This window comes from Pantoea sp. SGAir0184 (assembly GCF_043544755.1).
Genome location: NZ_CP028050.1, coordinates 3732562 through 3758282 on the forward strand (window position 1 = coordinate 3732562; position 25721 = coordinate 3758282).

Annotated in this window: 23 protein-coding genes; 10 read left to right on the plus strand and 13 right to left on the minus strand. The window is 57.1% G+C overall.

Annotated elements, in window-relative coordinates:
• Positions 1–21: 21 nt before the first annotated feature.
• Positions 22–1041 (minus strand): LacI family DNA-binding transcriptional regulator, encoded by a 1020-nt coding sequence (locus tag C1N60_RS17750; RefSeq protein WP_394521156.1) that lies wholly within the window; start codon positions 1039–1041, stop codon positions 22–24.
• A gap of 320 nt (positions 1042–1361) precedes the next feature.
• On the opposite strand from C1N60_RS17750, the gene C1N60_RS17755 reads away from it, so the two are divergent.
• Complete coding sequence (locus tag C1N60_RS17755; protein WP_021507777.1) at positions 1362–2246, plus strand: sugar phosphate isomerase/epimerase family protein; 885 nt, start codon at positions 1362–1364, stop codon at positions 2244–2246.
• A gap of 113 nt (positions 2247–2359) precedes the next feature.
• On the opposite strand, the gene C1N60_RS17760 is transcribed toward C1N60_RS17755, so the two are convergent.
• Positions 2360–3370, minus strand: a complete 1011-nt coding sequence (locus C1N60_RS17760) for a Gfo/Idh/MocA family oxidoreductase (RefSeq protein WP_394521157.1) — start codon at positions 3368–3370, stop codon at positions 2360–2362.
• Positions 3371–3470: 100 nt separating this feature from the next.
• Here C1N60_RS17760 and C1N60_RS17765 point away from each other — a divergent pair, with 100 nt between their 5' ends.
• The 3 genes from C1N60_RS17765 to C1N60_RS17775 all read left to right on the plus strand — a co-directional run bounded on the left by C1N60_RS17765 (position 3471) and on the right by C1N60_RS17775 (position 5763).
• A complete protein-coding gene (locus C1N60_RS17765) occupies positions 3471–4490 on the plus strand; it encodes a LacI family DNA-binding transcriptional regulator (protein ID WP_021507779.1) in 1020 nt (339 codons plus the stop codon).
• 101 nt (positions 4491–4591) lie between these two features.
• Positions 4592–5473, plus strand: coding sequence for a glutathione-dependent disulfide-bond oxidoreductase (gene yghU / locus C1N60_RS17770; RefSeq protein WP_021507780.1), 882 nt, complete (start codon positions 4592–4594; stop codon positions 5471–5473).
• Positions 5473–5763 carry a DUF1330 domain-containing protein gene (locus C1N60_RS17775; RefSeq protein WP_021507781.1) on the plus strand — a complete coding sequence of 97 codons (291 nt, stop codon included), beginning with the start codon at positions 5473–5475 and terminating at the stop codon, positions 5761–5763. The genes yghU and C1N60_RS17775 overlap by 1 nt, the downstream gene beginning before the upstream one ends.
• A 75-nt stretch (positions 5764–5838) precedes the next feature.
• Here the strand turns inward: C1N60_RS17775 and C1N60_RS17780 are convergent, their stop codons facing one another.
• Complete coding sequence (locus tag C1N60_RS17780) at positions 5839–6933, minus strand: YncE family protein (RefSeq protein ID WP_125311530.1); 1095 nt, start codon at positions 6931–6933, stop codon at positions 5839–5841.
• 205 nt (positions 6934–7138) lie between these two features.
• On the opposite strand from C1N60_RS17780, the gene C1N60_RS17785 reads away from it, so the two are divergent.
• The gene (locus C1N60_RS17785; protein ID WP_262256491.1) at positions 7139–8068 is read left to right on the plus strand and encodes a glycosyltransferase family 2 protein; all 930 of its coding nucleotides are present in this window, start codon (positions 7139–7141) and stop codon (positions 8066–8068) included.
• 29 nt (positions 8069–8097) lie between these two features.
• On the opposite strand, the gene C1N60_RS17790 is transcribed toward C1N60_RS17785, so the two are convergent.
• From C1N60_RS17790 to C1N60_RS17815, 6 genes are all read right to left on the minus strand, one after another.
• Positions 8098–9345, minus strand: coding sequence for an O-antigen ligase family protein (locus C1N60_RS17790; RefSeq protein ID WP_262256493.1), 1248 nt, complete (start codon positions 9343–9345; stop codon positions 8098–8100).
• Positions 9346–10314 (minus strand): glycosyltransferase family 8 protein, encoded by a 969-nt coding sequence (locus C1N60_RS17795; RefSeq protein WP_104093937.1) that lies wholly within the window; start codon positions 10312–10314, stop codon positions 9346–9348.
• A 210-nt stretch (positions 10315–10524) separates the two neighbouring features.
• The gene (locus tag C1N60_RS17800) at positions 10525–11202 is read right to left on the minus strand and encodes an SDR family NAD(P)-dependent oxidoreductase (RefSeq protein ID WP_141496178.1); all 678 of its coding nucleotides are present in this window, start codon (positions 11200–11202) and stop codon (positions 10525–10527) included.
• Complete coding sequence (locus tag C1N60_RS17805; RefSeq protein WP_262256494.1) at positions 11199–12395, minus strand: sialidase family protein; 1197 nt, start codon at positions 12393–12395, stop codon at positions 11199–11201. Before C1N60_RS17805 ends, C1N60_RS17800 begins: the two co-directional genes overlap by 4 nt.
• 1 nt (position 12396) lies before the next feature.
• Positions 12397–13818: a sodium:solute symporter family protein gene (locus tag C1N60_RS17810; RefSeq protein ID WP_058770048.1), complete on the minus strand. Its 1422-nt coding sequence runs from the start codon at positions 13816–13818 to the stop codon at positions 12397–12399.
• A gap of 310 nt (positions 13819–14128) precedes the next feature.
• Positions 14129–15367 carry an MFS transporter gene (locus C1N60_RS17815; protein WP_031279748.1) on the minus strand — a complete coding sequence of 413 codons (1239 nt, stop codon included), beginning with the start codon at positions 15365–15367 and terminating at the stop codon, positions 14129–14131.
• A gap of 418 nt (positions 15368–15785) precedes the next feature.
• Here C1N60_RS17815 and C1N60_RS17820 point away from each other — a divergent pair, with 418 nt between their 5' ends.
• Together C1N60_RS17820 and C1N60_RS17825 are read left to right on the plus strand one after the other, a co-directional pair.
• Positions 15786–16385 (plus strand): hypothetical protein, encoded by a 600-nt coding sequence (locus C1N60_RS17820; RefSeq protein ID WP_031279749.1) that lies wholly within the window; start codon positions 15786–15788, stop codon positions 16383–16385.
• Between the two features lie 282 nt (positions 16386–16667).
• On the plus strand, positions 16668–19055 hold the full coding sequence (locus tag C1N60_RS17825; protein WP_058770114.1) for a glucose/quinate/shikimate family membrane-bound PQQ-dependent dehydrogenase: 2388 nt from the start codon (positions 16668–16670) through the stop codon (positions 19053–19055).
• A 71-nt stretch (positions 19056–19126) separates the two neighbouring features.
• Here C1N60_RS17825 and C1N60_RS17830 read toward each other — a convergent pair whose 3' ends face one another.
• From C1N60_RS17830 to C1N60_RS17840, 3 genes are all read right to left on the minus strand, one after another.
• Positions 19127–20338, minus strand: a complete 1212-nt coding sequence (locus C1N60_RS17830) for an MFS transporter (protein WP_104187877.1) — start codon at positions 20336–20338, stop codon at positions 19127–19129.
• 112 nt (positions 20339–20450) lie between these two features.
• A complete protein-coding gene (locus tag C1N60_RS17835) occupies positions 20451–21341 on the minus strand; it encodes a LysR family transcriptional regulator (protein WP_132465794.1) in 891 nt (296 codons plus the stop codon).
• 108 nt (positions 21342–21449) lie between these two features.
• Complete coding sequence (locus C1N60_RS17840) at positions 21450–21818, minus strand: helix-turn-helix domain-containing protein (RefSeq protein WP_021507794.1); 369 nt, start codon at positions 21816–21818, stop codon at positions 21450–21452.
• 189 nt (positions 21819–22007) lie between these two features.
• Here C1N60_RS17840 and C1N60_RS17845 point away from each other — a divergent pair, with 189 nt between their 5' ends.
• From C1N60_RS17845 to C1N60_RS17855, 3 genes are all read left to right on the plus strand, one after another.
• Positions 22008–22667 (plus strand): response regulator, encoded by a 660-nt coding sequence (locus C1N60_RS17845; protein ID WP_021507795.1) that lies wholly within the window; start codon positions 22008–22010, stop codon positions 22665–22667.
• Positions 22664–24022: a sensor histidine kinase gene (locus C1N60_RS17850; protein WP_058759279.1), complete on the plus strand. Its 1359-nt coding sequence runs from the start codon at positions 22664–22666 to the stop codon at positions 24020–24022. The genes C1N60_RS17845 and C1N60_RS17850 overlap by 4 nt, the downstream gene beginning before the upstream one ends.
• A gap of 331 nt (positions 24023–24353) precedes the next feature.
• Positions 24354–25220 carry a nucleoside-specific channel-forming protein Tsx gene (locus C1N60_RS17855; RefSeq protein ID WP_021507798.1) on the plus strand — a complete coding sequence of 289 codons (867 nt, stop codon included), beginning with the start codon at positions 24354–24356 and terminating at the stop codon, positions 25218–25220.
• A gap of 45 nt (positions 25221–25265) precedes the next feature.
• Here the strand turns inward: C1N60_RS17855 and yjdN are convergent, their stop codons facing one another.
• Positions 25266–25703, minus strand: a complete 438-nt coding sequence (gene yjdN, locus C1N60_RS17860; protein WP_058774910.1) for a VOC family metalloprotein YjdN — start codon at positions 25701–25703, stop codon at positions 25266–25268.
• Positions 25704–25721: the final 18 nt, after the last annotated feature.

Here is a 25721-nt window from a genome sequence, read left to right on the forward strand (position 1 = left end):
AAAGGGTGACTGCGCAACGCCTCAGACATTTTCCCGCATGACGATCTCAAACGGCAGGGTGACCTGAGAAAAATGGTCGCTGCGCTCAGCGTGACGTTGCAGCACGGTTTGCGCCAGCTGTCGTGCCATGTCAGCGATCTGATGGCGCAGCATCACCGTGATGGTGCCATCTATCAGCGCCAGGTCGCCGTCATTGACCGGGCCGTGACAAATCAGCGCCACCTTCCGCTGCGGCCGCTCACGCAGCGCCTGAACGACCCCTTCAATGCCACCGCACGGCGCGTAAATCAGCGCCAGATCGGCATGTTGCTCCAGCAGCTGGCGGGTCGCCTGATAACCACCGGCAATCGATTCGTGGGTTTTGAGCGGTTCCAGCACGCGCCGCGCACTGTCCTGCTCGCGCAGATATGAGCGAAAACCACTCTCGCAGTTCTCCTGACAGATAAAGCGGTGATCCCCCAGCAGCACGCCCGCCGGACCCGGCTGATGCAGCAGATGGCTGGCGATCCAACCCGCGCTGCGCCCGGCTTTCTGATTATCCAGGCCGAAATAGCCAGCATGCCCACAGGGCGAAAAGTCAGAAAACAGCGCGTAGACGCGCACGCCCTGACGCGAAACATGTGCTATCGCGTGGCGGATCAGCGGATGATCCAGCGCCACCACGCCGATAGCCTCCACCTGCTCAGCCAGCCGGTAGAGTGAATCCACCACCGCTGCCACCTCATCAATCTCGTGCCAGACAAACAGCGGCTCGCTGCCGGCCGGATGAAATGGCTGCGTCTGCTGGCGCAGCGCATCAGTTAGCGTTTGATAAAAAGAGTACGAAGCCGACAGCAGGATAAACCCCATGCGCAGCGTCACGCCGTCACTCTGCGCACTGAGCGGGGCGTGGCTACTGCGGTAACCCAGCCGATGCGCCGCTGCCAGTACTTTCTGTTCGGTCTGCGCCCGCACCGGCGCGCGGCGATTGAGCACCCGATCCACGGTGGCGATCCCCACCCCGGCAGCGGCGGCAATCGCGCTCATGGTAATTTTGCTCATCGTTAAGCCCCTCAATGATAACAAACTATCAAAAATAATGCCTGACGTTATGCTTTCACGCCATATAAGCCGGTGTTTATCCCTCAGTAAATGAGTAAATCCTCTCATTCTTTTGATCGCTGTCGCACAAACACCATCATTCATTTCATTTCTCACGCAAATAGAATAATTATTTGGCAAACGATCGCCGCAGCGGGTCGCCGGCACTGATGGAAATGCATCAGCAAAGCATTAGAGCCGGTGCCGGGCTGTTTTTATAGTTGACGCGACACCAGCCGCCGATTGCGGTGGTGGGTAACGTAACGCGCAGGAGAACAACAATGAAAATCGCTTTTGATGTGGATGTTATCCGCGATCTCGGCATCACGCGTATGGTGCATCAGGTCGCGGAGTGGGGTTATAAATACATTGAACAGTCGCCGCATCCGCAGATCAATCCGTTCTATAAACACCCAAAAGCCAGCCGGGAGATCATGCGCGAGTACAAAAATGCGCTCAACGCTACCGGACTGGAAATCTCCTCGTTTATCACCGTCTATCGCTGGTCGGGACCGGATGAGCTGCGGCGCCAGGCGGCGGTGAAAAACTGGAAGCGAATGATTGAGATTGCCGTGGAGATGGGCGTGCAGGTGATCAATACCGAGCTCTCCGGTAACCCGAACGAGCCCGAAATCTGCGAAGAGATGTTCTATCGCTCAATGGACGAGCTGCTACCGATTTTCGAGCGAGAGGGGATTCGCGTGGAAATTCAGGCGCATCCGTGGGATTTTTGCGAAGAGAGCAATGAAACGGCCGATATCGTTAAGTCGTTCCGCAGCGACAACGTCAAATACATCTACAGCGCACCGCATACGTTCTACTATGACAAGGGCAAAGGCGACGTGAAGAGTATGCTGCATTACGCTGGCGACGATCTGTCGCACATGCTGATTGCCGATACCATGAACCACACCAAACACTGTCGCTACATCGTTAACCCACCGGGCGTCGATGCCACTATCCATCAGCACGTGGCCGTTGGCGAAGGTGAGGTGAATTTCGACGCGCTGTTCGAGGCGCTGCGCGAGATGGATTTCGCTAACCGCCACTATAAAGTGGGTGGCGAGTCGATTATCTCCGCCGCGCTGTTTGGCTATCCGGAGAAGATGAAGTATCAGGCGGTGGAAACCCGCGAGCTGATTGAGCGCGAGCTGCTGAATCTGTAAATCGCCCGCCCTTAGCCCCTTTCTCGCCAATGACAGCTGGGCGCACAATCAGCCCCCTCTCCCGCCTGCGGGAGAGGGTTGGGGTGAGGGCAAACGCCATCGCCCATTCCCCATCAAACCGTCACCCACTCCACCTCAACAAACTCGCCGCGCGTCAGCGACAGCTGCGCCGCTTCCGCGATGGCCTGCGCGCGCAGCCCGTCAATCAGCCCCGGCAGACCGGCTACTTTCTCGCCGCCAAGATGGCGCACAAACGCATCGAGATGGCTGTAATAGGTCTCCTGTACCCGGCTGAACCAGTCCGCATACAGCCCCGGCTGGCGGATGTGCTGCCCCTGATACAGCGTTGCTCCGCGCACCGCCTGGCTTTCCGACGCCAGCATGCCCATACTGCCCATCACGCTGATGCGCTCGTCATAACCGTAAGCGGTACGACGGGCATTATCTAGCTGCGCCAGCGCGCCCTGCTGCAGGCGCATAATCAGCACTGAGGTATCGACGTCAATGTCGCGGATCGCCGGCATCGCCAGCGTGGCACCGAGCGCGCCCACGGTGACCACTTCATCCTCAGTTAACCAGCGCAGCAGATCGAAAAAGTGGATGGCCTGGTCGCGCATCTGTCCGCCGGACGCCTGCAGATAGCTCAGCGGCGGCAGTTCAGAGGCGCGGCACACCATCTGGATGAGCTCGCTGCGCCCAATCACGCCCTGCTGCAGCTGGGCTTTCAGCTGCATATGGCTGCGATCAAAACGCCGATTGAATCCTACCGTCACCGGCACCTGCAGCGGGGAAATGCTGGCTACCACTTCCCGGGCGCGTGACAGCGACAAATCGATCGGTTTTTCACAGTACACCGCTTTGCCCGCCAGCACCGCCTGCTCCAGTAGCGGAGCGTGGGTCGGCGTCGCACTGGCAATCAGCACCGCATCAATGGCCTTACTGCTCAGCGCCTGCGGCACGCTGGCGGCCCGCGCCCCAAACTGCTCTGCCAGCGCGGCGGCGCGCGCGGCGTCGATATCGCACACCAGCGCCAGCTCAACGCCGGGATGGCGCGCCAGGTTTGCGGCATGCACCTGGCCAATAAATCCACAGCCAATCAAGGCAAAACGTTGCGCACTGCGCATGATAACGCTCCTGTTGCTCACACTTCGGCATCGTCGGTCTTGTCAAAATATCGCTTTCTGGCAGGCTGTCTGAACGCGGTTTTTGATGGAATTCACTCAGATGAAAACAATGACGCTGGCCGAACTGGCTAAGCGGGTGGGCGTGGGCGTCGCCACGGTGGATCGGGTGCTGAACGACCGGGGCGGCGTGTCGCCCGCGATGACGAAAAAGATTTTACTGGCGGCGCGCGAAGCGGGTTTGAAACGCATCCTGCCGGAGGAACACCGCCACGCATGGCAAATAGAGGTGCTGCTGAGCGGTAACGGTTCCTTCTTCTTTCAACAGCTGGCGCAGGATTTTGCCCGTCTGGCGGATGAGCTCGGCTATCGTCGCCTGCGGCTGCACCGCACGCTGATTCCGGAGCATGCGCCCGAAAAGCTGGCGGCGCATATCGAAGCCAGCAGCAAAAAGATGGACGGGCTGATTGTTTTCGCCCATGAAAATCCGCTGATTTACGCGGCGCTTGAGGCCTGTAAAGCGCGTGGCGTACCGGTCATTACGCTGGTGGCCGATCTGCCTGATGCGCCGCGCCTGTGCCATGTCGGTATTGATCAGCTGAAGGCGGGACGCACCGCCGCGCTGATGCTCGGCAGCATGCTGCCCGTGGCGGGTGACGTGGTGCTGGTTAGCGGTCGCGCCGATTACGCCGCGCACCGTCTGCGCATCGAAGGATTTCAGGCAGTGCTGGCGGAGCGCTTCCCGCATCTGCGGCTACGGGAGATCATCGCAGGCCAGGACGAGCGCGAGCGCATCAGCCGGCTGCTGGAGAAAACGCTGGCCGCATCGCAGCAGATTGTCGGCTTGTACAATACCGGCATGGGCAACACGCAGATTCACGAAGCGCTGGCGCGCCACCGGCTGTGCGGCAAGGTGGTGTATGTTACGCACGAACTTTACCAAACAACCCGTGAGCTGCTGGCCAAACGCGTGCTGACGCTGACGCTCGATCAAAACACTCTGCGTCACGCACAACTGGCGCTGACGCTGCTGCTGCGACATCTGGAAGAGGGTGAGCAACCAGAGACCTATCAGCCCGGCAAAGTCGACTTTATGCTGTTTACGCAAGAGAATTTTGCCTGATTCGACTTTGTCTTTTATCACCAGCGCGGTTAAATCGGCGTGATAGCGTGCTGCTACACTCAGTAGCAGCAAAAATCTTCTCACAACAAGGCGAACGCATTATGTCGGAAAATCAGTATCAGCCCGCGAAAGTCTGGACCTGGGACCCGGAAGCCAAAGGTAACGGGGCAAAGACTAACCGTCCAACCGCCGGGCCGACGCATGAGCAAACGCTGCCGGTCGGTAAGCATCCGCTGCAGCTCTATTCGCTGGGGACGCCAAACGGCCAGAAAGTGACCATTCTGCTGGAAGAGCTGCTGGCGCTCGGCGTGCAGGAAGCGGAGTATGACGCCTGGCTGATCCGCATCGGCGATGGCGATCAGTTCTCCAGCGGCTTCGTTGAGGTTAACCCAAACTCAAAAATTCCGGCGCTGCGCGACCACTCGATCACGCCGCCACTGCGCGTGTTTGAATCCGGCAATATCCTGCTCTATCTGGCAGATAAATTCGGCCACTTTATTCCCTCTGACGTGGCGGGCCGCACTGAAACCCTGAACTGGCTGTTCTGGCTGCAGGGATCCGCGCCCTACCTTGGCGGCGGTTTCGGCCACTTCTATCACTACGCGCCCGAAAAAATTGAATACGCCATTAACCGCTTCACGCTGGAAGCCAAACGTCAGCTTGATGTGCTGGATCGCCAGCTGGCGGACCACCGTTTCCTCGCTGGCGACGAATATACCATTGCCGATATCGCAACCTGGCCGTGGTACGGCAATCTGGTGCTGAACAACCAGTACGGCGGCGGCGAGTTCCTCGATGTGCAGTCGTACAAAAATGTGGTGCGCTGGGCAAAAGAGATTGCCGACCGTCCGGCGGTGATCCGCGGGCGTAAAGTGAATCGGGCATTTGGCGCCGAGCCGCAGGATCAGCTGCTGGAACGGCACGATGCGAGCGATTTTGATACCAATACTGAAGACAAGCGTCAGGCGCGAGGCGAACAATAATGGCCGCATATGTCGTTATGATTAAAGACGAAACGCTGGACAAAGACGAGCTGGCCACCTATTCGCAGAAAGCCGGCGCGGCGCGTGGCGATCACCACATCACGCCACTGGCGTTTTACGGCGATCTGGAGGTACTGGAAGGGCGCGATGCTGAAGGCGTGGTGGTGCTGCAGTTTGAAGATGCCGAGGCCGCCAAAGCCTGGTACTTCAGCCCGGCCTACCAGGAAGCCAAAGCGCATCGCCTGAAAGGCGCCAACTACCGCGTACTTCTGGTGAACGGCGTGGCGTAATGGATGACGTAACCCGTGGCTAAGCACGGGTTATCTGCGGCGCGATCCCTCGCGCCGCGATTAAACCCAGCGCGGTTAATCCAGCGTAATCCGCACCACGCTATCCGGCCCTTGCGGCGAGCGATCTTTATTGAGCCCCTGCTTCACCGTCACATACAGCGTCTGACCATCTGGCGACACCAGCAGGCTGTTAGGGTGGGTCGGCAGCGCCCAGCTATTTTTCACTGCGTAGGTCGTCGCGTCCAGCTGCAGCACTTTGCCGCCGAGTCGCTGGCTGATGTAAATCTCGTTGCGCTTCGCATTGAATTTGATGCCAAGCGAATCGCCGACATCCAGGCGTTTGATCACCTTACCGCTGCGCTCATCGAACACCAGCGTGGTTTTGCCCTTAGAATTGTCAGTGACGTACAGGCGGCCATTGGCGGCATCTTCCGCCAGATTTAACAGCAGATACTCTTTGCCATCGCCTGGCGTCCAGCGCTGCTCAATTTTGTGACTGCGCGGATTAATCACCAGCACTTCGCCACTGCCGTTCGCCGCGTAAATACGGTCGGTTGACGCCGAATAGAGCAACCCGGTCACCCACTTACCGGCGTTTTTGATGGTGGTTTTCAGCCGCAGCGTATTCGCATCGACCACCCAAATCATCGCCGGATTCTCAATCGCACCGATGTACAGCAGGCCGTCATGCAGCAGGATTTCACGCGCGCCAACCGGATTGCCTTTGTCGTTTTTCAGGCCAAACAGCAGACGCTGCAGCACTTTACCGCTTCTGGCGTCCACTTTCGTCACGCCACCGTCCAGCGTGTTGGTAATGTACAGCACGCTGCCGTCCGGTGAAGCCGTCATGCCAAAGTTTTTCAGATCGGTGTGGGTTTCGCCCAGCGTTGCCAGCGTGCGGGCATCCAGACGATACAGCACGCCACCGTTGACGGTTTTAAACGCCTGCGCGCTGGCCACATACAGCGCAGCCGGATCGCCCGGCACATAGGCCATTTCATACAGGCCGTCGCCCAGTTCACGCTGCTGTACCTTCTCCGCTGCCGCTGGCTTAGCCGCGGCGGCAGGCGCTACTGATTTTTTAGCTGGCGCCTGACAGGCGCTCAGGCTCATGGCTGCCAGCAGCGCCAGAGCCAGCGCGGTGGCGCGCGGGCGTAATGATGAAGTCATTGCTGTCTCCGGTAAGGACCGATGGGTTACCTGCGCGAGCAGGAAGCATAAAAAGGAATGAGAATCATACGCATTATTGTATCAGTCGTAAATGTGCCTGATCGGTGGCAGGAGGCGCAGGGCTGCGCTGCGTCAATGCCCTCCCCTCAAATTGCCACTTGTAGTATGCTTGACGGCATTCCTGCCTCAGATGTTGACTTAAAAAATGATGGTTCCTGACTATTTAATCAGTGTGTTGCTAACGGCCCATAACAGTGAAAAATTTCTGCCTGACACGCTGGCGAGTTTAGAAAAGGCCTGTCATGGTGTTGAGCAGTATATTGAATTTATTCTTATCAATGACGCATCCGTCGACAACACAGCAGCGTTGCTCGATGATTTTTCCCGGCGGCATCCGCAGGCGAAAGTATTTAATATTGATTACCGCAACATTGGCCGGGTGCGTAATTTTGGCGTTCAGCAGTGCAGCGGTGAATATATTACGATGCTGGATGGCGACGATCAGTTGCTGGCCGACGCCCTCGCCGATATTGTCCGCTACCTGAAAAGCCATCGTCCGGACGCACTGTTCACGGCGCTTAATGAGGTATACGAATCCCGGCCTCAGCACATCACGTGGCAGGGCCTGCAGGCGGAAACACTGTCACGGCATCAGGCTATTGAAAAATTCCTGATCCATCGCGATTTGCAGGCGCACTTTATCGGTCAGTTTATTAAGCGCACCATGCTGCTGGCACATCCCTTCCCGGATTATACCTGCTACGAGGACGCCTGGCTTTTCCCGGAAATCCTGGTCAGCAGTGATGCAATCGCTTATAGCCGCCAGAGCCCTTATCTCTATTTTAAACGCGGCAACAGCTTATCCAGCCAGCTGGATAAACACAAAATTTCACTCTTAGTGAGCGCAACGCAGCATATGGATGAGGTGTTGCAGGAGCGCTATCGTAATCTGCTATCCTGCCACTGGATTAATATTGCCCATAAACATCGGGAAGCCCTGGATAATCCTGACGACAGAAAGCAGGTTATTGAGGCGATCACTAAAATCAGGCCGCTGTCTTTTCTTTTCGATAGTAAAATCAGAACCAGCTTTAAAAAGAAATATCTGGCTCTGAAGTTAAACAAACCGCTGTAACTACCGGGCGCTATGCCAGCGCCGGTTTATCAGGACGATGCTTTCTCAGGCGGATGAATCATGGCATAGCTGATGATAATCGCCATCACCAGGATTAACACCGAACCACTCTGAATTAACACCGTGTCGGTCAGCCCGAAGATGATAATTGACAGCGGCAGCAGCGTTAATCCGGCGACGCCGCGGCGTGCGGCTAATATCAGCAGCACCAGGTAAAAAATCAGCAGGGAAAGTGCGCCAGCGATCCCCTGCAGCGAAAGCGTTTCAAGGAAATCATCGTGCAGGTGATACATGACGTTTTTATACGCTTCGGGATTGTGGCGCTCATGCTGCGTGATGTATTCCCGTGCTTTTGCCGTGCGCTGATCCGGACTTTGCCCCAGCAGCGACCACGAAACGCTGTGCCAGCCGCCTTTCCAGATAGAAAAACGGGCACCAATCGAGGTGTTATTGTTGGTCTGATAAGTGTCGACTTCATTGTGGATGCTGTCTAAGCGCTGCCAGACGCTGCCCGGCATAAATAAAGCGCCCACGATAATAAACAGCGCTAACACCACCAGCGAAATTTTACCCGCCCAGCGATGGGTAAAATAAAACCAGGCCAGATAAATCAGTGGCAGGGTTAATACGCCGGCGCGTGACTCGGTTAGAATCATCAGCATCATATTCACGACAAAAACCGCGCTGAATAAGATCATTTGTCCGCCGCGATGGGTGATGACACGGTGGCCGGTATACAAAGTACAGAGCGCCAGCGCGGTAATCAGATAAGAGACGGTACCGGCGGAATCGGTCAGCAATCTGATGCGGGTCAGCGTTTTTGCGTGTTCACTGATAGCGAAACCTAACGTCACCAGCAGCCCGACAAATAAGATGGCGCTGCAGGTTATCAGAAGTGGACGGCTAAGATAGTGGCGCCAGGCGACGATAAAATAGCTGAGAAAAGCCGCGATAATAAACAGCTTACCGCCCTGGAAGTAGTTATTCACCACATCACTGAATTCAGCGTGGGAAAACATCTTTGCCCAGATGAGCCTGACCAGCCCAATGAACAGCAGCGGAAGTGCTACCGTTATGGCCGTTTTATCTGTTAGCCACTGTTTTTTCGCCGCCAGAATTACTAAATACAGAGCCACCAGATAACTGGAAAAATAGAATATTTTGCGCGGTAAGGCTTCAACCACCAGTGACGACGCTAGCGCGATACTCAGCAGCACAAAACAGAGCTGGTAAATATTTTTTCCCGTCATCAGCTGGCGAACAGCGTGAGCTTGCACTTAACAATACCTCATCTTGATATGTTTCAGGCGCCACAGCATGGCCTGCCACCATCTTTTTTGACGAAAAAGCGACTTATACATTCTTTTTGCCTGCTGCGCATTGGCTGGCTGGTCAAACGCCATGGTGGACAGCGGTGAATCCTGATAAATATCGCGATAATGGTGAACCACAAACTGTTGATTCCATACCTGCCAGGGCTTATCCGCACCGGCATAATGAATCAGGCAGGTTTCCGCCGGCACGTCGAGCGTATAGCCACGATCGTCATGGGCCAGCATGGTCAGAGTATTGAAGCGAGGAGAAACAAAGGTCACTTTATCTTCCAGTAAAATATTCAACGCATCCTGGTCGAGATACTGGAAGTTTCGCCCGTGTTCGGACAGTAAAGTAAACGCGCGTTCGCTGATATTGTCAGCGCGCCATTGCGCCACATCAATCAGCATCATGCCGGCGTTAAAATAGCGCTCGCCGCGCAAGCCGGCATTCTTGGCCAGCACCGGCTGCAGCGAGGCAATTTCACCGACCACCAGCGCAACCGCCTTAGGGCCGGTCGGGATCTGCCACAGTTCATTGAGCGGATTAATGCACACCATATCGGCATCAAGATAGAGCAGTTTTTCCGCCTGCGGCAAAATCAGCGGTGCCAGAAAGCGGTAGTAGGTCGCACGGGTAAAAAGTTCGGTGACCGGCAGCGTGGCAAATAGTTGATCCGGCAGATGATGCAGCGTCACGCCGTGGCGCGATCCCTGAAAAAGCCTGGCGAGCCGGTGGTTATCGGCCGGTGTCAGTTCTGAAGAGATCAGATGGAAATGATACACGCGGTCTCCGGCGTGTTTCATGATGGACAGAATCGTGATTAGCGCATGCGCTTTAAACTTTCCGTCAACGCCAAAAACAATATGTTGATCGCTCTGTACCGGAAAAAGTGGTTCGGCGTTTATTTCCTGAAGAACATCATGATTCATTGCGCGCTTCTCTGCTGCGGAGCGCTACACTCCGTAACCACTTAATATGTAGACAATAAAATTGGATTTAGCATAAAACGGTAAAAGATTACCACTTTGGTAAACCCAAAGAAAGCGTAGCACGGTAAGCCAGGAGTTTTCGCAGACGAGACAAAAGCAGCCTCTCCCATCCTGTTATTTACGATGGGAGAAGCACGCTGGAGAATAAAACTACAGCGACGCGCCGCCGCAAATTACCAACTCCTGTCCGGTAATGGCAGCGGCAGCCGGCGACAGCACAAAACCAGCCAGCGCAGCCACCTCTTCGGGATGGATATAGCGTCCGATAGGCGGCAGTTTCGGCGGCGAGCTGGCGCGGTCCGACTGCAGCAGCATCGGCGTGGCGGTGGCACCGGGAGCGATCACGTTGACCGTAATGCCCTGCGGAGCCAGTTCGGCGGCCCAGCTGCGCGCCATGCCCACCATCGCCGCCTTGGTGCTGACATACTGGCTGCGATTCGCCGCGCCGCGTGACGTGCGGCTACCGAGCAGCAGAATACGATCGCCGTGGCCCATCTGCGGCAGCAAGGTGTTGGCCATGATTTGCGCCACCTGCACGTGCAGATACCACAGCCGCGCCCCCTGCTCTTCCTCCAGCTCACCCAGCGGCGCGGCCAGCATCATGCCTGCCGCGTGCACCAGCGCATCCACCTTCGCCAGCCCGGCCAAAGCCCGTTTCAGCTGACTGGCGTCAAACAGGTCGACGGTGACGGAGGTAAACGCCGGATGATCTTTCTCCACCGGCGTACGGCTAAAACCGGTGACCTGCCAGCCCTGCGTCAGCAGCACATCGGCAATCGCCGCACCAATGCCGGAACTGACACCGGTCACCAGCGCATGGCGGCTCATGCTTTGTCCCTCACCCAGTTCTCCTCAACGCGCACGTACTTGATGGCCTGGCGAAAATAGGTGTAGGCAATGTGCAGTGCACCGTCCGCGCTCTGCTTAATGCTGGGATAGGAGAACTCGCGGTTCAGTTTCTGCTGTGAATTGTTGGTCATGCAGTAGCCGTCCCCTTCATCCAGATTACGCTGCCACGGCCAGCTCACTCCGCCATCGGCAGAAATAGCCAGCGTCATCGGTGCGCGCGGAGCCCCCCAGAAGGCGGTGCGTGCGCCCTGAACCACCGGCTGCGCCGCCACGGCCACCGCCGCGTCATCTTCATCTTCGTCTTCGATTTCGTCGTACAGTGACAGGCGACGCTCGCTGGCATCGCGCGCGCTCATGGCGTTAAACACCAGCGCCAGATGGCCGTTGTGCAGCGTAGTCACCTGAATCGATGAGTTATTATTTGGCAGATCGGTTGCCTGCGGCGTGCTCCAGCTTTCACCGCCGTCGTCCGAACGGCTCTGGTAGATATAATCAGCCCAGCGGCTGCGATACAGCGCCAGCAGGCTGCCATCCTGCAGCAGCGTAATGTTCATGTGCACGCAGCCGAGGCTGTCCGGCACCGCCACATCGCGCCAGCTCTGGCCTTTGTCACTGGAGATTTTTACCGCACTGATGTCATCGTTGCCCACCCATTTCACTCCCGGCTGGGTGCGACAATAGAACACCGGCAGCAGCCAGTTGCCGTTCGGCAGCACCACCAGCGGCTGACGGATAAACGTGCCCGGCTGATCGAGCAGCGTATCGATGGCACTCCAGCTGTGACCCAAATCGTGTGACTGGCGATAGCGCACAATCGCCGTGTCCTGATTACCGGACTTCTGCGCGGTCCACAGCAGCCACAGCACGCCCTCGGGATCGAGAAACAGCACCGGATTCTGTTCCGACCGCGCCGGATCGTCGGATAACTGCAAAGGATCGCTCCACTGCGCGCTGCCCTGCGCCAGTCGCGAGCACCACACCGAAATATCCGCGATGCCTTCCTGCGTGCCGCCAAACCACACGCACAGCAGGTCGCCGTTCGGTAACGGCAGCAGATTAGCGGCGTGGTTCTGCGGACAGACCGAAGGCAGCATCGCCGTGAGCTGCTGCGCGTCCTGCGCGTGCGGATGAAGCTTACCGTTACGTTCGACGGTAATGGTTGAGTCGGTCATGTCAGGCTCCACTGTTTTGCATTGATGAATCAGGTGCATTTTTGCGCTGCGGCTGGCGTGACGGGATCAGGCGGTCAATCAGCATGATCACCGCCGGTGTGACCAGCGCGACGTACATATTGTTGATGCCGAACGGATCGCCCAGCAGATACCACAGCGAGGTCATGACGCAGGCACCAATCAGGCCGGCGTTCGCGCCGCGCGTACTTTTATAAAACGGCAGGTAGAAAGCGATGATCGCCACCACCGAAATTGACAGGCGAATGGCGCGGGTAAAGAACGACAGCTTCAGCACTTCCGGTACGAACAGCACGAAGATCAGCGGCAGGAAACCGATCAGCAGTGACAGCCAGCGCGTCATGCGAAATTCGCGTTCCGGCGTCGGATTACGGTACGGCACATAAAAGTCCTTCACCACCAGTGAGGCGATGGCCAGCGCCACGGTGCTGACGCTGACAAAAATCGATGCCACCAGCGAAGTGGTAACAATCCCTGCCAGCCACGGGCTCATGTCCTGCAGGAACACCGGCAGCGCGTACAGGCTGTTAATCTCCGGATGCAGATACTTTGCTGCCACGCCAATCAGCGCAATGGCGATGGCAATCGGCATACAGAAGAAGAAGGCGACCCAGGTGGCGCGCTTCGCAGACGCCGCACTTTTGGTCGAGGCGATAGCCTGAATCACAAACTGGGTGCAGAAGATCGACCCGATGGTGCCAATCATCCAGGCAAAAATGGTGCTGGGTCCGACGTTACCGTCCCAGGTCCAGTAAAAGTGCGGCATCTCTTTGATCATCGGGCTGACGCCGCCGGTCATGTGCAGCGCCACGCCGAGAATGACCAGAATACCGATATATTTCAGGCCGCTGTGCAGCAGCGTCACCCAGGCGATGCCTTTCATGCCGCCGAACATAAAATAGAAGGTGCTGACCAGCGCGGTGATCACCGCCGCCGTGGTGAGATCAAGGTTCAGTACCGTAGAGATCGCCGCCGCACCGCTGACATAGTTACCGACGTTCACCAGCAGCAGCGCGTAGATCATGATGATTGAAATAATATTTTTGGTGGAGTTGCCATAGCGCTCGGCAATCGCGCCGGAAATGGTTATTTTGCCGGTATTGTAGATGCGTTTGACCAGCAAAATACCAAACAGCGGAAAGCCGATAGCGGCACCGATCACCGACCAGGACGCGGCAAAGCCATCCTCAAAAGCCGCCTGCGCCGTACCGATGGTTGACTTGGCACCAATGTATTCAGACATCAGCATCACGCCGACCACAAACGCTGGCATCACGTTTGAACCCGCCATAAAGTCGCCGCTGTTTTTACTGCGCAACCGCCAGGTCAGCCAGGTAGTGAACAGGATGTAGGCAATGACAATCCCGACAATAATCACCATCCCTTCTGCAGAGAACTGTTTCATGTTCGCCTCATTGATAACGTAGGGTCGTGGTGCGTGCCGGGCTTCACACGCACCGTTAATGAGGCGGCCATGATTATTGTTGTTGCGTCGCTGCGCTGGCTACCCCGCACCGTGCAAAATGATTTACTTCACTCAAAAATGAATAAATTTACGCACAGGCAGGGCAATTTATAGATTAACTGGCGCTTAATTAGTTTGATCATGCTCACAAACAGTCAAATGTGATTAATAATAATCAATTTTGACGGTGTGAGATAACGAGGCAGACTGCGTACCTGGTCACGGCCACCGCGCCGGGCAGCCGCGAACGTCAGGCGAGACTGTCGTTTTCCAGTTTCTGCCGTTTGCGCAGATGAGGGAACAGCGCCATCCACAGCGCCACGACCACCAGGGTGCCGACACCGCCAATCGCCGCTGCGGGCACCGCTCCGAACCATGCGGCCAACAGGCCGGATTCGAACTCCCCCAGCTGGTTAGAGGTATTAATGAAGATGGCGTTGACCGCATTGACGCGCCCGCGCATCTCATCCGGCGTGTCCAGCTGCACCAGCGCGCCGCGAATCACCATGCTCACCATATCGAAGCCGCCGAGTGCCGCCAGCGCCAGCAGCGAGAGCCACAGCTGCGTCGACAGCGCAAATACCAGCGTAGCCAGACCAAAACCGGCTACCGAGCCAAACATGATCATGCCCACGTGCTTTTCCAGCTTGTGACGGCTGAGCCACACCCCGACCAGCAGCGCCCCGACCGACGGGGCACCGCGCAGCATGCCCAGCCCCCACGGACCGGTATGCAGAATATCCTGGGCGAAGATCGGCAGCAGCGCCGTGGCACCGCCCAGCAGCACGGCAAACAGATCGAGCGAGATCACCCCAAGCACATCTTTGCGCTCGCGGATGAAGCGGACGCCGGCAAACATGGTGCTGAGGCTGGCCGGAATACGAGCCTGCGGCGGTCGTTCATAGCGCAAACGGCTGACCAGCACAATTGACAACAGATAGAACAGCGCCGAAACACCGTACACCACCTCCGGCCCGGCCACGTACAGTAAGCCGCCCAGCGTCGGACCGACAATCACCGCCGCCTGACCGCCCACCGAGCTGGCCGCCATGGCGCGTGCGAGGATGGGCGGCGGTACCAACGCTGGCAGCATTGAGGTGATTGCCGGCCACTCCAGCGCTTTGGCCAGCGAAATCAGGAACACCAGTCCCCAGATTTCAATCCGGCCCGCCCAGTGCAGCAGCGTCAGCGCCACCAGCCCGAGCAGCGCCAGCCACTCAATCAGCTGCCCCAGCAGCACGATGCGGCGACGGTCATACTGATCCGCAAGATGACCCGCCGGCAGCGCCAGCAATACAGAAGGTAAGAATTGCATCAGACCGATCATGCCCAGCGCCATAGCACTGTGGGTAAGCGCATAGATTTGCCAGCTGACGGCCACGGAGAACATCTGAAAACCAAACGATGAACAGGTACGCGCCAGCCAGAAGGCGACGAACGACCTGTGTCGCAGCAGCGAATCTTCCGCTGCGGTGACCGGTGAACCCATAGTTTTATCCCATCCTGAAGCAGAACCGGCCGGCGTCATGGCACCGGCCTGGTGAAAAGCCACCATCGGCTTTCCTTATGTTTTTCACGCCATAGAGTGCGATAACTGACCGGAGCAGGCAATGGCTGGATGTGCGCTGTAAAAACAGGTGTTTATACGGATTCAGGGTTAAAGCTGGCGCGCAGAATATTAGCAGACTGATTGTTTTACTGTGAAAATAGTCAAAACATTCCAGATAATTCAATAAAACGTTAATTACCGCCAGCACAACGCTTTTTATCTCTTTATCAGAAACAGCTAAAAAAGGTGATCTTTGCCGGCGAATCGATCTATATTGCCCCCTGTGATAATCACAGCAGTCTTCCCGTCCTTATAATAATTAAGACGCTATCGTTCATTAATTTATTCATAGAGATAAATGGAAAACAATTCATACCATCCTTATGTCACTGAGCGTGTCTGTCGCTTCGACGGCACACCCATCGGCGCATGTTATTCAGCGTCCTTAATGCATTGCGTGCCGGAGCGTGATGCATTACTTCATGAAGGCGAGATAATTACCCAACATTATCAGTCAGCGGATGCTGCGGGATTAATAATTATTCCACTGGCGGGAAATAGTGTGATGTCCTTTTTGCATGACGTTGATAATTATTCCAGCCTGCAACATGAGAATGTAAGGCTGGCGATCAACTATGCCACTTTACGTCAGGCAGGATCCGCCTTACGCGCTGTGGCGTCTCGTTTTTCCTTCTGGCTTTACGATCTCGCGCCGCCGGGAACCGAGTGGAAAAATATTACCGATTTTCCCTTCAGCGGTATTGTTCTGAGCGATGACTTCTTCCGCGAAAATTATCTCAAGTTCAGCTTTCCTTTTCTGCTCGCTTCGCTGCGGGAAACACAAGCAGAGGTAATATTACGTACGCCTCAGCTTCAATTACCGGCCGAAGATTACCTGCATTTACAGCTAAGCGGCTGGCAAGCGCAGCGGAGCTGTCATCCGCTCTTCCCGGGGTAAACGTTTACACAAAATTCTGCGCGTCGGCGTTATCACCCGATTACGCCGGACAGGATGGCGCAATATCCTCATAAAATGTCGTGTCACTGCCTGATAAAAAGAGCAAAGCGCTAAAAAAATCAAACCTGTTAACGTTTTTAAGATAAAATTTAACGCAAAGGGATCATCTTGCTTAACGGAAAAGCACTGACAGAACACCTTAAGTCACTTCGTACTCTATGTCGGGATACAGCCTAATCGGTTGTTTCCTTTGATTTTATGGCAAAGAAAGAGGTCAATATTATGGGGAAAGCTTCCTCATCTTTTGGCGTAATTCGCTTCCTGACGGTGCTGTTTGCACTGCTGACGGGCGCATTTATGCTGATTGGCGGCGTTTGGTTAGCCGCCATTGGAGGTTCCTGGTACTACGTTATTGGCGGTGTGATTATGCTGATCACCGCTGTTCTGCTGTGGCGCCGTAGCGGTTCCGCACTGCTGCTGTATGCCCTGTTGCTGCTGGCAACGCTGGTGTGGGGCGTATGGGAAGTCGGCTTCGACTTCTGGGCGCTGGCCCCACGTACCGACGTGCTGGTGATCTTCGGTATCTGGCTGATTCTGCCGTTTGTGTATCGCGGCCTGAATCATGCGGGTAAAGGTGCGCTGGGTGCGATGGCCGTTGCGCTGGTAGCCAGCGTACTGGTGCTGGCGTGGGCAGTATTCCACGATCCGCAGGAGCTGAATGGCAACCTGCCGGAAGCCGCTAACGTTCCGCAGGCCCAGCCGCTGAGTAACATCAACGATGCTGACTGGCCAGCCTACGCGCGTGACCAGCAGGGCACTCGCTTCTCGCCGCTGAAGCAGATCAACACCAGCAACGTGAAAGAGTTGCAGGTTGCCTGGCAGTTCCAGACCGGCGATCTCAAAACCGCCAACGATCCGGGTGAAATCACTGACGAAGTGACGCCGATTAAAATCCGCGACACGCTGTACCTTTGCTCGCCACACCAGATTCTGTTTGCGCTGGATGCGACGACCGGTAAGCAGAAGTGGAAATTCGATCCGGGCCTGAAGCCGAATCCTACCTTCCAGCACGTGACCTGCCGCGGTGTTTCATACCATGAAGTGCCTGCCGCTGCCGATGCCGCTAATAGCCAGCCTGCGCTGTGCTCACGCCGCATCTATCTGCCAGTGAACGACGGTCGTCTGTTCGCGCTGGATGCCGATACCGGTGCCCGTTGCCCATCCTTTGGCAACAACGGTGAGCTGGATCTGCAGCACAAGCAGCCGGTACAGACGCCTGGCCAGTATGAGCCTACGTCACCGCCGGTTATCACTGACACCACCATCGTCATTGCTGGTGCGGTCACCGATAACTACTCTACCCGTGAGCCGTCTGGTGCCATTCGTGGCTTCGACGTCAACACCGGTAAACTGCTGTGGGTATTCGACCCGGGCGCGAAAGATCCTAACGCAATTCCGGCTGATGAACACACCTTCACCATGAACTCGCCGAACTCGTGGGCGCCGGCGGTATACGATCCAAAACTGGATACCGTTTACCTGCCAATGGGCGTTTCCACCCCGGATATCTGGGGCGGTAACCGCACACCAGAGCAGGAGCGCTACGCGAGCAGCGTTTTGGCGCTGAACGCCACCACCGGTAAGCTGGTGTGGTCGTATCAGACCGTGCACCACGATCTGTGGGATATGGACCTGCCGTCACAGCCGACGCTGGCCGATATCACGGACAAAGATGGCAACACCGTACCGGTGATTTATGCCCCGGCGAAAACCGGTAACATCTTTGTGCTGGATCGCCGTACCGGTAAGCCGGTCGTGCCTGCACCGGAGACGCCGGTACCGCAGGGCGCGGCGAAAGGTGACCACGTGGCACCGACCCAGCCGTACTCCGAACTGACCTTCCGTCCGAAGCAGAACCTGACGGACAAGGACATGTGGGGCGCGACGATGTATGACCAGTTGGTGTGCCGCGTGATCTTCAAGCGTCTGCGCTACGAAGGTCCGTTCACGCCGCCGTCTGAGCAGGGTACGCTGGTGTTCCCGGGCAACCTTGGTATGTTCGAGTGGGGCGGCATCGCGGTTGATCCACATCGTCAGATCGCCATCGCTAACCCAATGGCGCTGCCGTTTGTGTCTAAGCTGATTCCGCGCGGTCCGGGCAACCCGATTGAACCACCGCAGGGCGCAGAAGGCGGTTCCGGTACTGAAACCGGCATTCAGCCGCAGTACGGTGTGCCGTTTGGCGTCGAGCTGAACCCGTTCCTGTCGCCGTTTGGTCTGCCGTGTAAACAGCCGGCCTGGGGTTACGTTTCAGCGATCGACCTGAAGACCAACGAAACCGTGTGGAAGAAACGTATCGGTACCGTTCGCGATAGCGCACCGGTTCCGCTGCCGTTCAAAATGGGTATGCCAATGCTGGGTGGCCCAATCACCACCGCCGGTAACGTGTTCTTCATCGGCGCGACCGCAGATAACTACCTGCGCGCGTTCGATACCAACACCGGTGAGATGCTGTGGCAGGCGCGTCTGCCAGCGGGTGGCCAGGCTACGCCGATGACCTATGAAGTGAATGGCAAGCAGTACGTTGTCATCGCGGCCGGTGGTCACGGTTCGTTTGGTACCAAGCTGGGCGATTACGTAATTGCCTATGCGCTGCCAGATGCGAAGTAATTTTTCGCACTGAAGTAAAAAAGCGGGCAATGCCCGCTTTTTTTTCACGCCGGTCAGGCATGATCCTGCGGTTAAGCTTTACGCAGCACCCGCGCATTCAATAGCGCGCACAGCGCCATAATCACGCAGGTGGCGAGAAACACCGGGCGCATACCAAACGCGCCGCCGATAAAGCCACCGAACAGCGGGCCGCTCACCTGGCCGACATACTGAGCCGAGGTCGCATAGCCCAGCATTTTCCCGACCTGCCGCTGCGGCACATTATGACGAATCAACGCCGTCACGCAGGGCATCAGGCCGCCCAGCGCCATCCCCATCAGGAAACGCAGCAGCACCAGCTGCCACGCCGCGCTAATAAACGCCTGCGGAATCAGCAGCAGCGCGCAGACCAGCAGGCCATAAATCAGCACGCGCGCATGTCCGATGCGATCGGCCAGCCGGCCAAGGCGCGGCGCGGAGAGAATGCTGCCCAGCGCAGCGGCCGCCATCACCAGCCCGGCCGTCACCGTCACCGCGTGATCGCCGTGAACAAACTGCGCGATATACAGCGTGATAATCGGCTCAATCGACATATTGGCAAAAATCAGCAGCATGCCCGACAGCCACATCAGCCGCACCACTGGCCGGTTGATCGACGCCTCCGGCTCATCCCCCTCCCCGGCTGCGGCTTTCTTCGCCGCACGTGGCGCTTCTTTCAGCAGAAAAGTGGTGGCGAGAAACGCAAGAAAAATCACCGCGCCGGTGAGCCAGAAAGTGTGGCGGATACCGATCAGCGGTGGCAGCACGCCGCCCAGCAGCGGGCCGACCACATTACCGGCCATGATGCCGGAGGACAGCACGCCCAGCGCCCAGCCGGTCTGCGCTTTCGGCGTTTGCGCCGCCACCAGAATGGTGGAGCCCGACGCATAGCCGCCGAGCAGGCCGGCCAGCAGGCGCAGCGCCACCAGCTGCCACGGCGCGGTGGCCATACCAATCAGCGACATGGCGACGGCCATTCCGAGGCTGGCGCGGATCAGCATCAGCTTGCGGCCATAGCGATCCGCCAGTTTGCCCCACAGCGGTGCCGTCAGCGCCGCGCTGAGAAAGGTGGCACCATAAGCGGCGCCTGACCAGCGCGCAATCGCTGCCGGTTCCTGCACGCCCAGCTGCTGCACATAGAGGGGCAGAAAGGGCAGCAGCAGGGTCATGGCGACGATAGTGCTGAACGAGCCCAGCACGCAAACCCACAAATTTCGCCGCCAGTGTTGCTGCTCAGGCGCTAACGCGATAGAAGAGTGCGACATAGTGATATCCCTGTTTTTGGCTTTTTTAGCAGGCTATCAGCGGTAGCACACAGAAAACAGGGAGAAGCGGATATTTGCCAGCCAGCGCGCTATTGTTGCCAGAAAACAACAATCACGGCGCACCCAGCGTAGTGATCAGCGCGTCGCAGAGCAAGGTGACCGGTGACGAGGGCTGCGGCTGCTCTTTCAGCAGCAGGTAACTGTGCAGGCGATCCATCTGCCATTCCGGCAGCACCTGCTGAATCTCGCCGCGCGCCAGCGCCTCCTGCGTCATATAGGCCGGCAGATACGCCACGCCGGTTCCGGCCAGGGCCGCATTGAGCAGCGCCATGCTGTTATTCGCGCGAAAGCGGCTGTGCACATCCAGCGCCAGGCGCTGCTTATCACGGCGAAACGGCAACGCCGCCGTGTGTGCCGGGCCGTGAAACAGCAGCAGATCGTGGCGCATCAGACGTTCAGGATGATCGATGGTCGGATGCGCGGCCAGATACGCTGGCGACGCATACAGTCCCCAGTCAATGCTGCTCAGCTCGCGGTAGTTCGCCACCTCCGGCGCACGTGCGCGGATCACAATCGCCACGTCCGCACTGGGCTGCGGATCGTCGCTGGTGGTCAGTTCGAGATCGACGTTGATGTGAATATGACGGCGGATAAAGGTGTTCAGCGTCGGCACCACGCACTGACAGCCGAAGGTGATCGGCGCCTGCAACCGCACGTTGCCGGCAGGCTGCTGATGCACCTGCTGCACAAACGCATCGGCGCGATGCATCTCTTCCAGCATGCGGGTGCAAAACGGATAGTAAGCCTGGCCCAGCTCGGTCAGCGCCACCTTGCGCGTGGTGCGCTGCAGCAGTTTGATACCCAGCCGCACCTCCAGCCGGGCGATTTCGCGGCTGACGTGCGATTTTGATACCCCCAGCGTACGGGCCGCTTCGCTGAAGCTTTGCCGCTCAACGACGCGTGCAAACAGCATCATGGCGGTGAGATTATCGCTGTTGTCCATGTTCTCTGGCTGATTCGAAAGAGTGAGAACCGCAGCTTAAAAGTAAACACGCGAATGCGCACCCGATTTCCCGTTACGCAGCGGCCACGGCAAATCGGGCGAGGGATGTCACACCGCCACCGCTAACGGAAACAGCAGGCGGTCCGGCTCGACGCGACGCTGACGCCGCAGCTGGCCTGGCGTGACGCGGAAATAATTTTTAAAGGTGCGGGTGTAAGCCTGTTGGGTATCAAAGCCGTAGCTCATCGCTACCTGCAAAATCGCCTCATCACTGTTGATCAGCGTGAGCGCTGACTCAGTCAGCCGGCGCTGGCGAATGTATTCTGCCAGTGAAAAACCGGTGTGCTGACGGAACAGACGTTGCAGATGCCAGCGGGAATATCCCGAGCGGCGTGCTACTTCATCCAGATGCAGATCGTGCCCTAAGTTTTTTTCAATCCACTCCAGCAAACTACGGATAAATTCGCGCTGATTCATGACTTCCTCCGGCGTCGGTAAAATGTCCAGTGACGTCACTGTAGCGCGTTAAATTTATCCCTTAATTAGCAGAAAATTAGCGCAGAATTAGCAAGCAAAAAAACGGCTTTCCCGACGAAACAGCGCACCAGGTTAATTCTGCGCTAATTATCGGGCGCTACACTGCGACAAGTTATTCAGGAGGGCATCATGCGTGTGCTGCTGGTAGAAGATGATGAAATGATCGGCGCCAACCTGCAGCAGGCGCTGGAGGCCGCCGGCTGGTCGGTGGACTGGGTGCGTGACGGCGTATTTGCCAGCAACGCCTGGCAGGAAGGCGGTTATACCTGCGTCCTGCTCGATCTCGGTTTACCGCGTGAAGATGGCATCAATGTGCTGCGCCGTGCGCGCACGCGCGGTGACATGACGCCGGTGCTGGTGCTGACCGCGCGTGATACCGTGCAGCAGCGCATCCAGGGCCTGGACAGTGGCGCCGATGACTACTTACTCAAACCCTTTGATCTGCAAGAGGTTCTGGCGCGTATGCGAGCCATCACCCGACGCCGCCACGGTGCGGCGGACTCCCTGCTGGGCAACGGCGACGTGCAGCTCGATATGATGACGCGTGAAGTGCTGTACAAAGGCCAGCGCGAGCAGCTAACCGCACGTGAATACGCCCTGCTCTATGCGCTGCTGGAACGCCCAGGGGCGATCCTGTCGCGTGAGCAGTTAGAAAACCGCATCTACGGCTGGGGCGAAGAGGTCACCAGCAACGCCGTGGACGTGCTGATTCACGGCATGCGGCGCAAACTCGATAACGAAGTGATTCGCAACGTGCGCGGTCTGGGCTGGCGGGTGCCGGCAATATGAGATCCTTTACGTTTATGCGGTCGCTGCGCAACAAACTGCTGGCCACGCTGGTGCTGCTGCATCTGGCGATGATCGGCGGTGTCACCTGGTATTTCTACCACTGCTATGGCGACATGATGGGCACCATGAAGGACGACCAGCTCGCCAAAATTGCCGATGCCTGGTCAAGCAGCCAGCGCATGCCGGCACTGATGCCGATGGTGATGCAGCAGGAGAAGCTGAAAAGTACCTATATCGTTCAGCTCTGGGACACCAATAATCACCTGCGCGCCAGTTCCTGGCCGGCGCTGCACGCGCCCCTGCAGAGCAAAAAAGGCTGGTCAGATTTAAAAGTTGGCGACTGCGGCGATGACTGCCAGTGGCGCGTTTACACCCGTCCCGGCGAGCTGGGCAGTGAGATCGGCAATATTCAGGTGCTGCACAACGTCGGCTATATGAAGAGCTTGATGGTGAAACGCGTACTCTCCGCCATCATTCCGCTCATCCTGATGATGCCGCTGTCGCTGCTGGTGATCTGGCTGGTGGTGCGGGCCATTACGCGCGATCTGCGCGTGGCGTCGCGCCAGATTGCGGCGCAGGAAACCCTGCATCCGCACAGCGTGTCGCCGGACGGTCTGCCGGACGAAGTGCTGCCGCTGGTCGATGCTTATAACTCGCTACTGGATAAACTACGCGCGGCCTGGTCGTCACAACGCCAGTTCCTTGAGGATGCCGCGCATGAACTGCGCACGCCGGTCACCGCCGTCACGTTACAGCTGGAGAACCTGCGTCAGCACATCCTGCCGGGCGAAGCCAGCCGCCAGTTTGATCAGCTGGAAGCGGGCGTCACGCGCACGCGCCATCTGGTGACGCAGTTGCTGAATATTTCACGCCAGGAGGATCAGTCCGTGGTCGCCAGCGTCGAGACCATTGAGCTTGATGACCTGCTGAAGGAGAGCATTGAGCAGCTGATGGTGGTGGCTGACAAGCGCGGCATTGATATCGGCTTCAACGGCACCGCGCACTATCGTCTGCACGCCAGCCGCTCCGATCTGCGCAGCCTGTTTGATAACCTGATCGGCAACGCCATGCTGCACACGCCGGAAGGCAGCCTGGTGGATGTGCTGCTGCATCGCGTCGGTCATCATACGGTAGTGGATATTGTCGATAACGGCCCCGGCATGCCGGAGTCGTTTATTGAGCGCGCCTTCGATCGCTTTACCCGCTCGCCGGATGTCCAGGCGCAGGGCAGCGGCTTGGGATTGTCGATCGTGCGCAGCGTGGCGCAAAAGCATCAGATGCAGGTGGCTCTGTCGAATTGCCTGAACCCGCAGGGTGAAGTGTGTGGCCTGCAGGTGCGCGTTACCCTACCCTGACGTCTTCCCTCCTCCGGCGCGATAATCCGCGCCGGCTATTTTCTTCTCCCGCCAGTTCTCTGCGTATCCCGACAACGTAAACGGTTGCGGGGTTCCGTTCGTTACACGGCCTTTATGTGATCAACCTCACATATTTACTGAATCGAAATGCAACACTTTTTGACAAACGTGATCAAAATCTATTTTCTATCGCTCTGTTACAGGCACATTACGCGGGCCTGAAAATCCGGCGCGTCAGACCGGCGACAACAGCACACTGCCCATCCCCTGGGATCGATTTCACCCGATCGCAGCATTTGCGCGGCGATCACGAGCAAGTGGTTAAAAAATAATGAAATTTAAAACACTGATAGCAGGGGCCTTACTGGCCAGTAGCTGGACCGGCGCCGCACAGGCGGCGGAAAGCGATCCGCAGTACCTTTCTGACTGGTGGCATCAGAGCGTGAACGTGGTAGGCAGTTATCACACCCGCTTCGGACCCCAGTTCAACAATGATGTGTATCTCGAATACGAAGCCTTTACTAAAAAGGACTGGTTTGATTTCTACGGCTACCTTGACCTGACCAACTTCTTTGGCGTGGGTAACAGCAATGCCAACGGTATTTTTGACCACGGTTCGCCGATGTTCATGGAAATTGAGCCACGCTTCTCCATCGATAAGCTGACCGGCACCAGCCTGGCATTCGGACCGTTCAAAGAGTGGTACTTCGCAAACAACTACATCTACGACATGGGTCGCAACAGCGATAGCCGTCAGAACACCTGGTACATGGGTCTGGGTACTGACATCGATACCCATAGCGATATCGGCCTGTCACTGAACGTGTACGCGAAATACCAGTGGGAAAACTACGGCGCGGCGAATGAAAATAGCTGGGATGGTTATCGCTTCAAGGTGAAATACTTTGTACCGATTACCGACCTGTGGGGCGGCAAGCTGAGCTATATCGGCTTCACCAACTTTGACTGGGGTTCCGATCTGCGTGACAAGTCTGACCGCTCGCGCACCAGCAACTCGATTGCTTCCAGCCACATTCTGTCGCTGAACTACGATCACTGGCATGTCTCTACCGTGGCGCGTTACTTCCACAATGGCGGCCAGTGGGCTGATGGTCAGGAGCTAAACTTCGGCAACGGTCCGTTTGAAGTGAAATCAACCGGCTGGGGTTACTACCTGGTGGTGGGTTACAACTTCTAAACCGCTTCCGGCGTGGCCGCTTACCATCGCGGCCACGCCAGTCTGTTACGCCTGTGGCTTCACCACGTTGATGCGCCATGGGATGCCAAACTTATCGATAAACATCCCGAAGCCGTTCGACCAGAAGGTTTTCTGCCATTCAGTGGTCACTTTGCCGCCCGCAGAGAGCTTATCAAACCAGGCTTTACCCTCCGCTTCATCTGGCGTGGCCAGGCTCACCGCATAACCGGCATGTTCGGACGCCGGTGGCTGAGCGGTATTGCCATCACTCAGCATCAGCTCGCCCTGACCAATGCGCAGATGCGCATGCATAATCTTTTCCGGCGGTAGCGGCGGCGCCGACCGATCGCCCACCTGTTCGCCCTGCTCCGGCATATCGCCAAACGTCATTTTTTGCAGAATTTCACCGCCGGTGGCTTCCAGATAGAAGGCAATTGCTTCTTCACAGCGGCCGTAGAGAAATAAATAAGGACTCACCTGCATCGTAACCTCCGTTGAGAG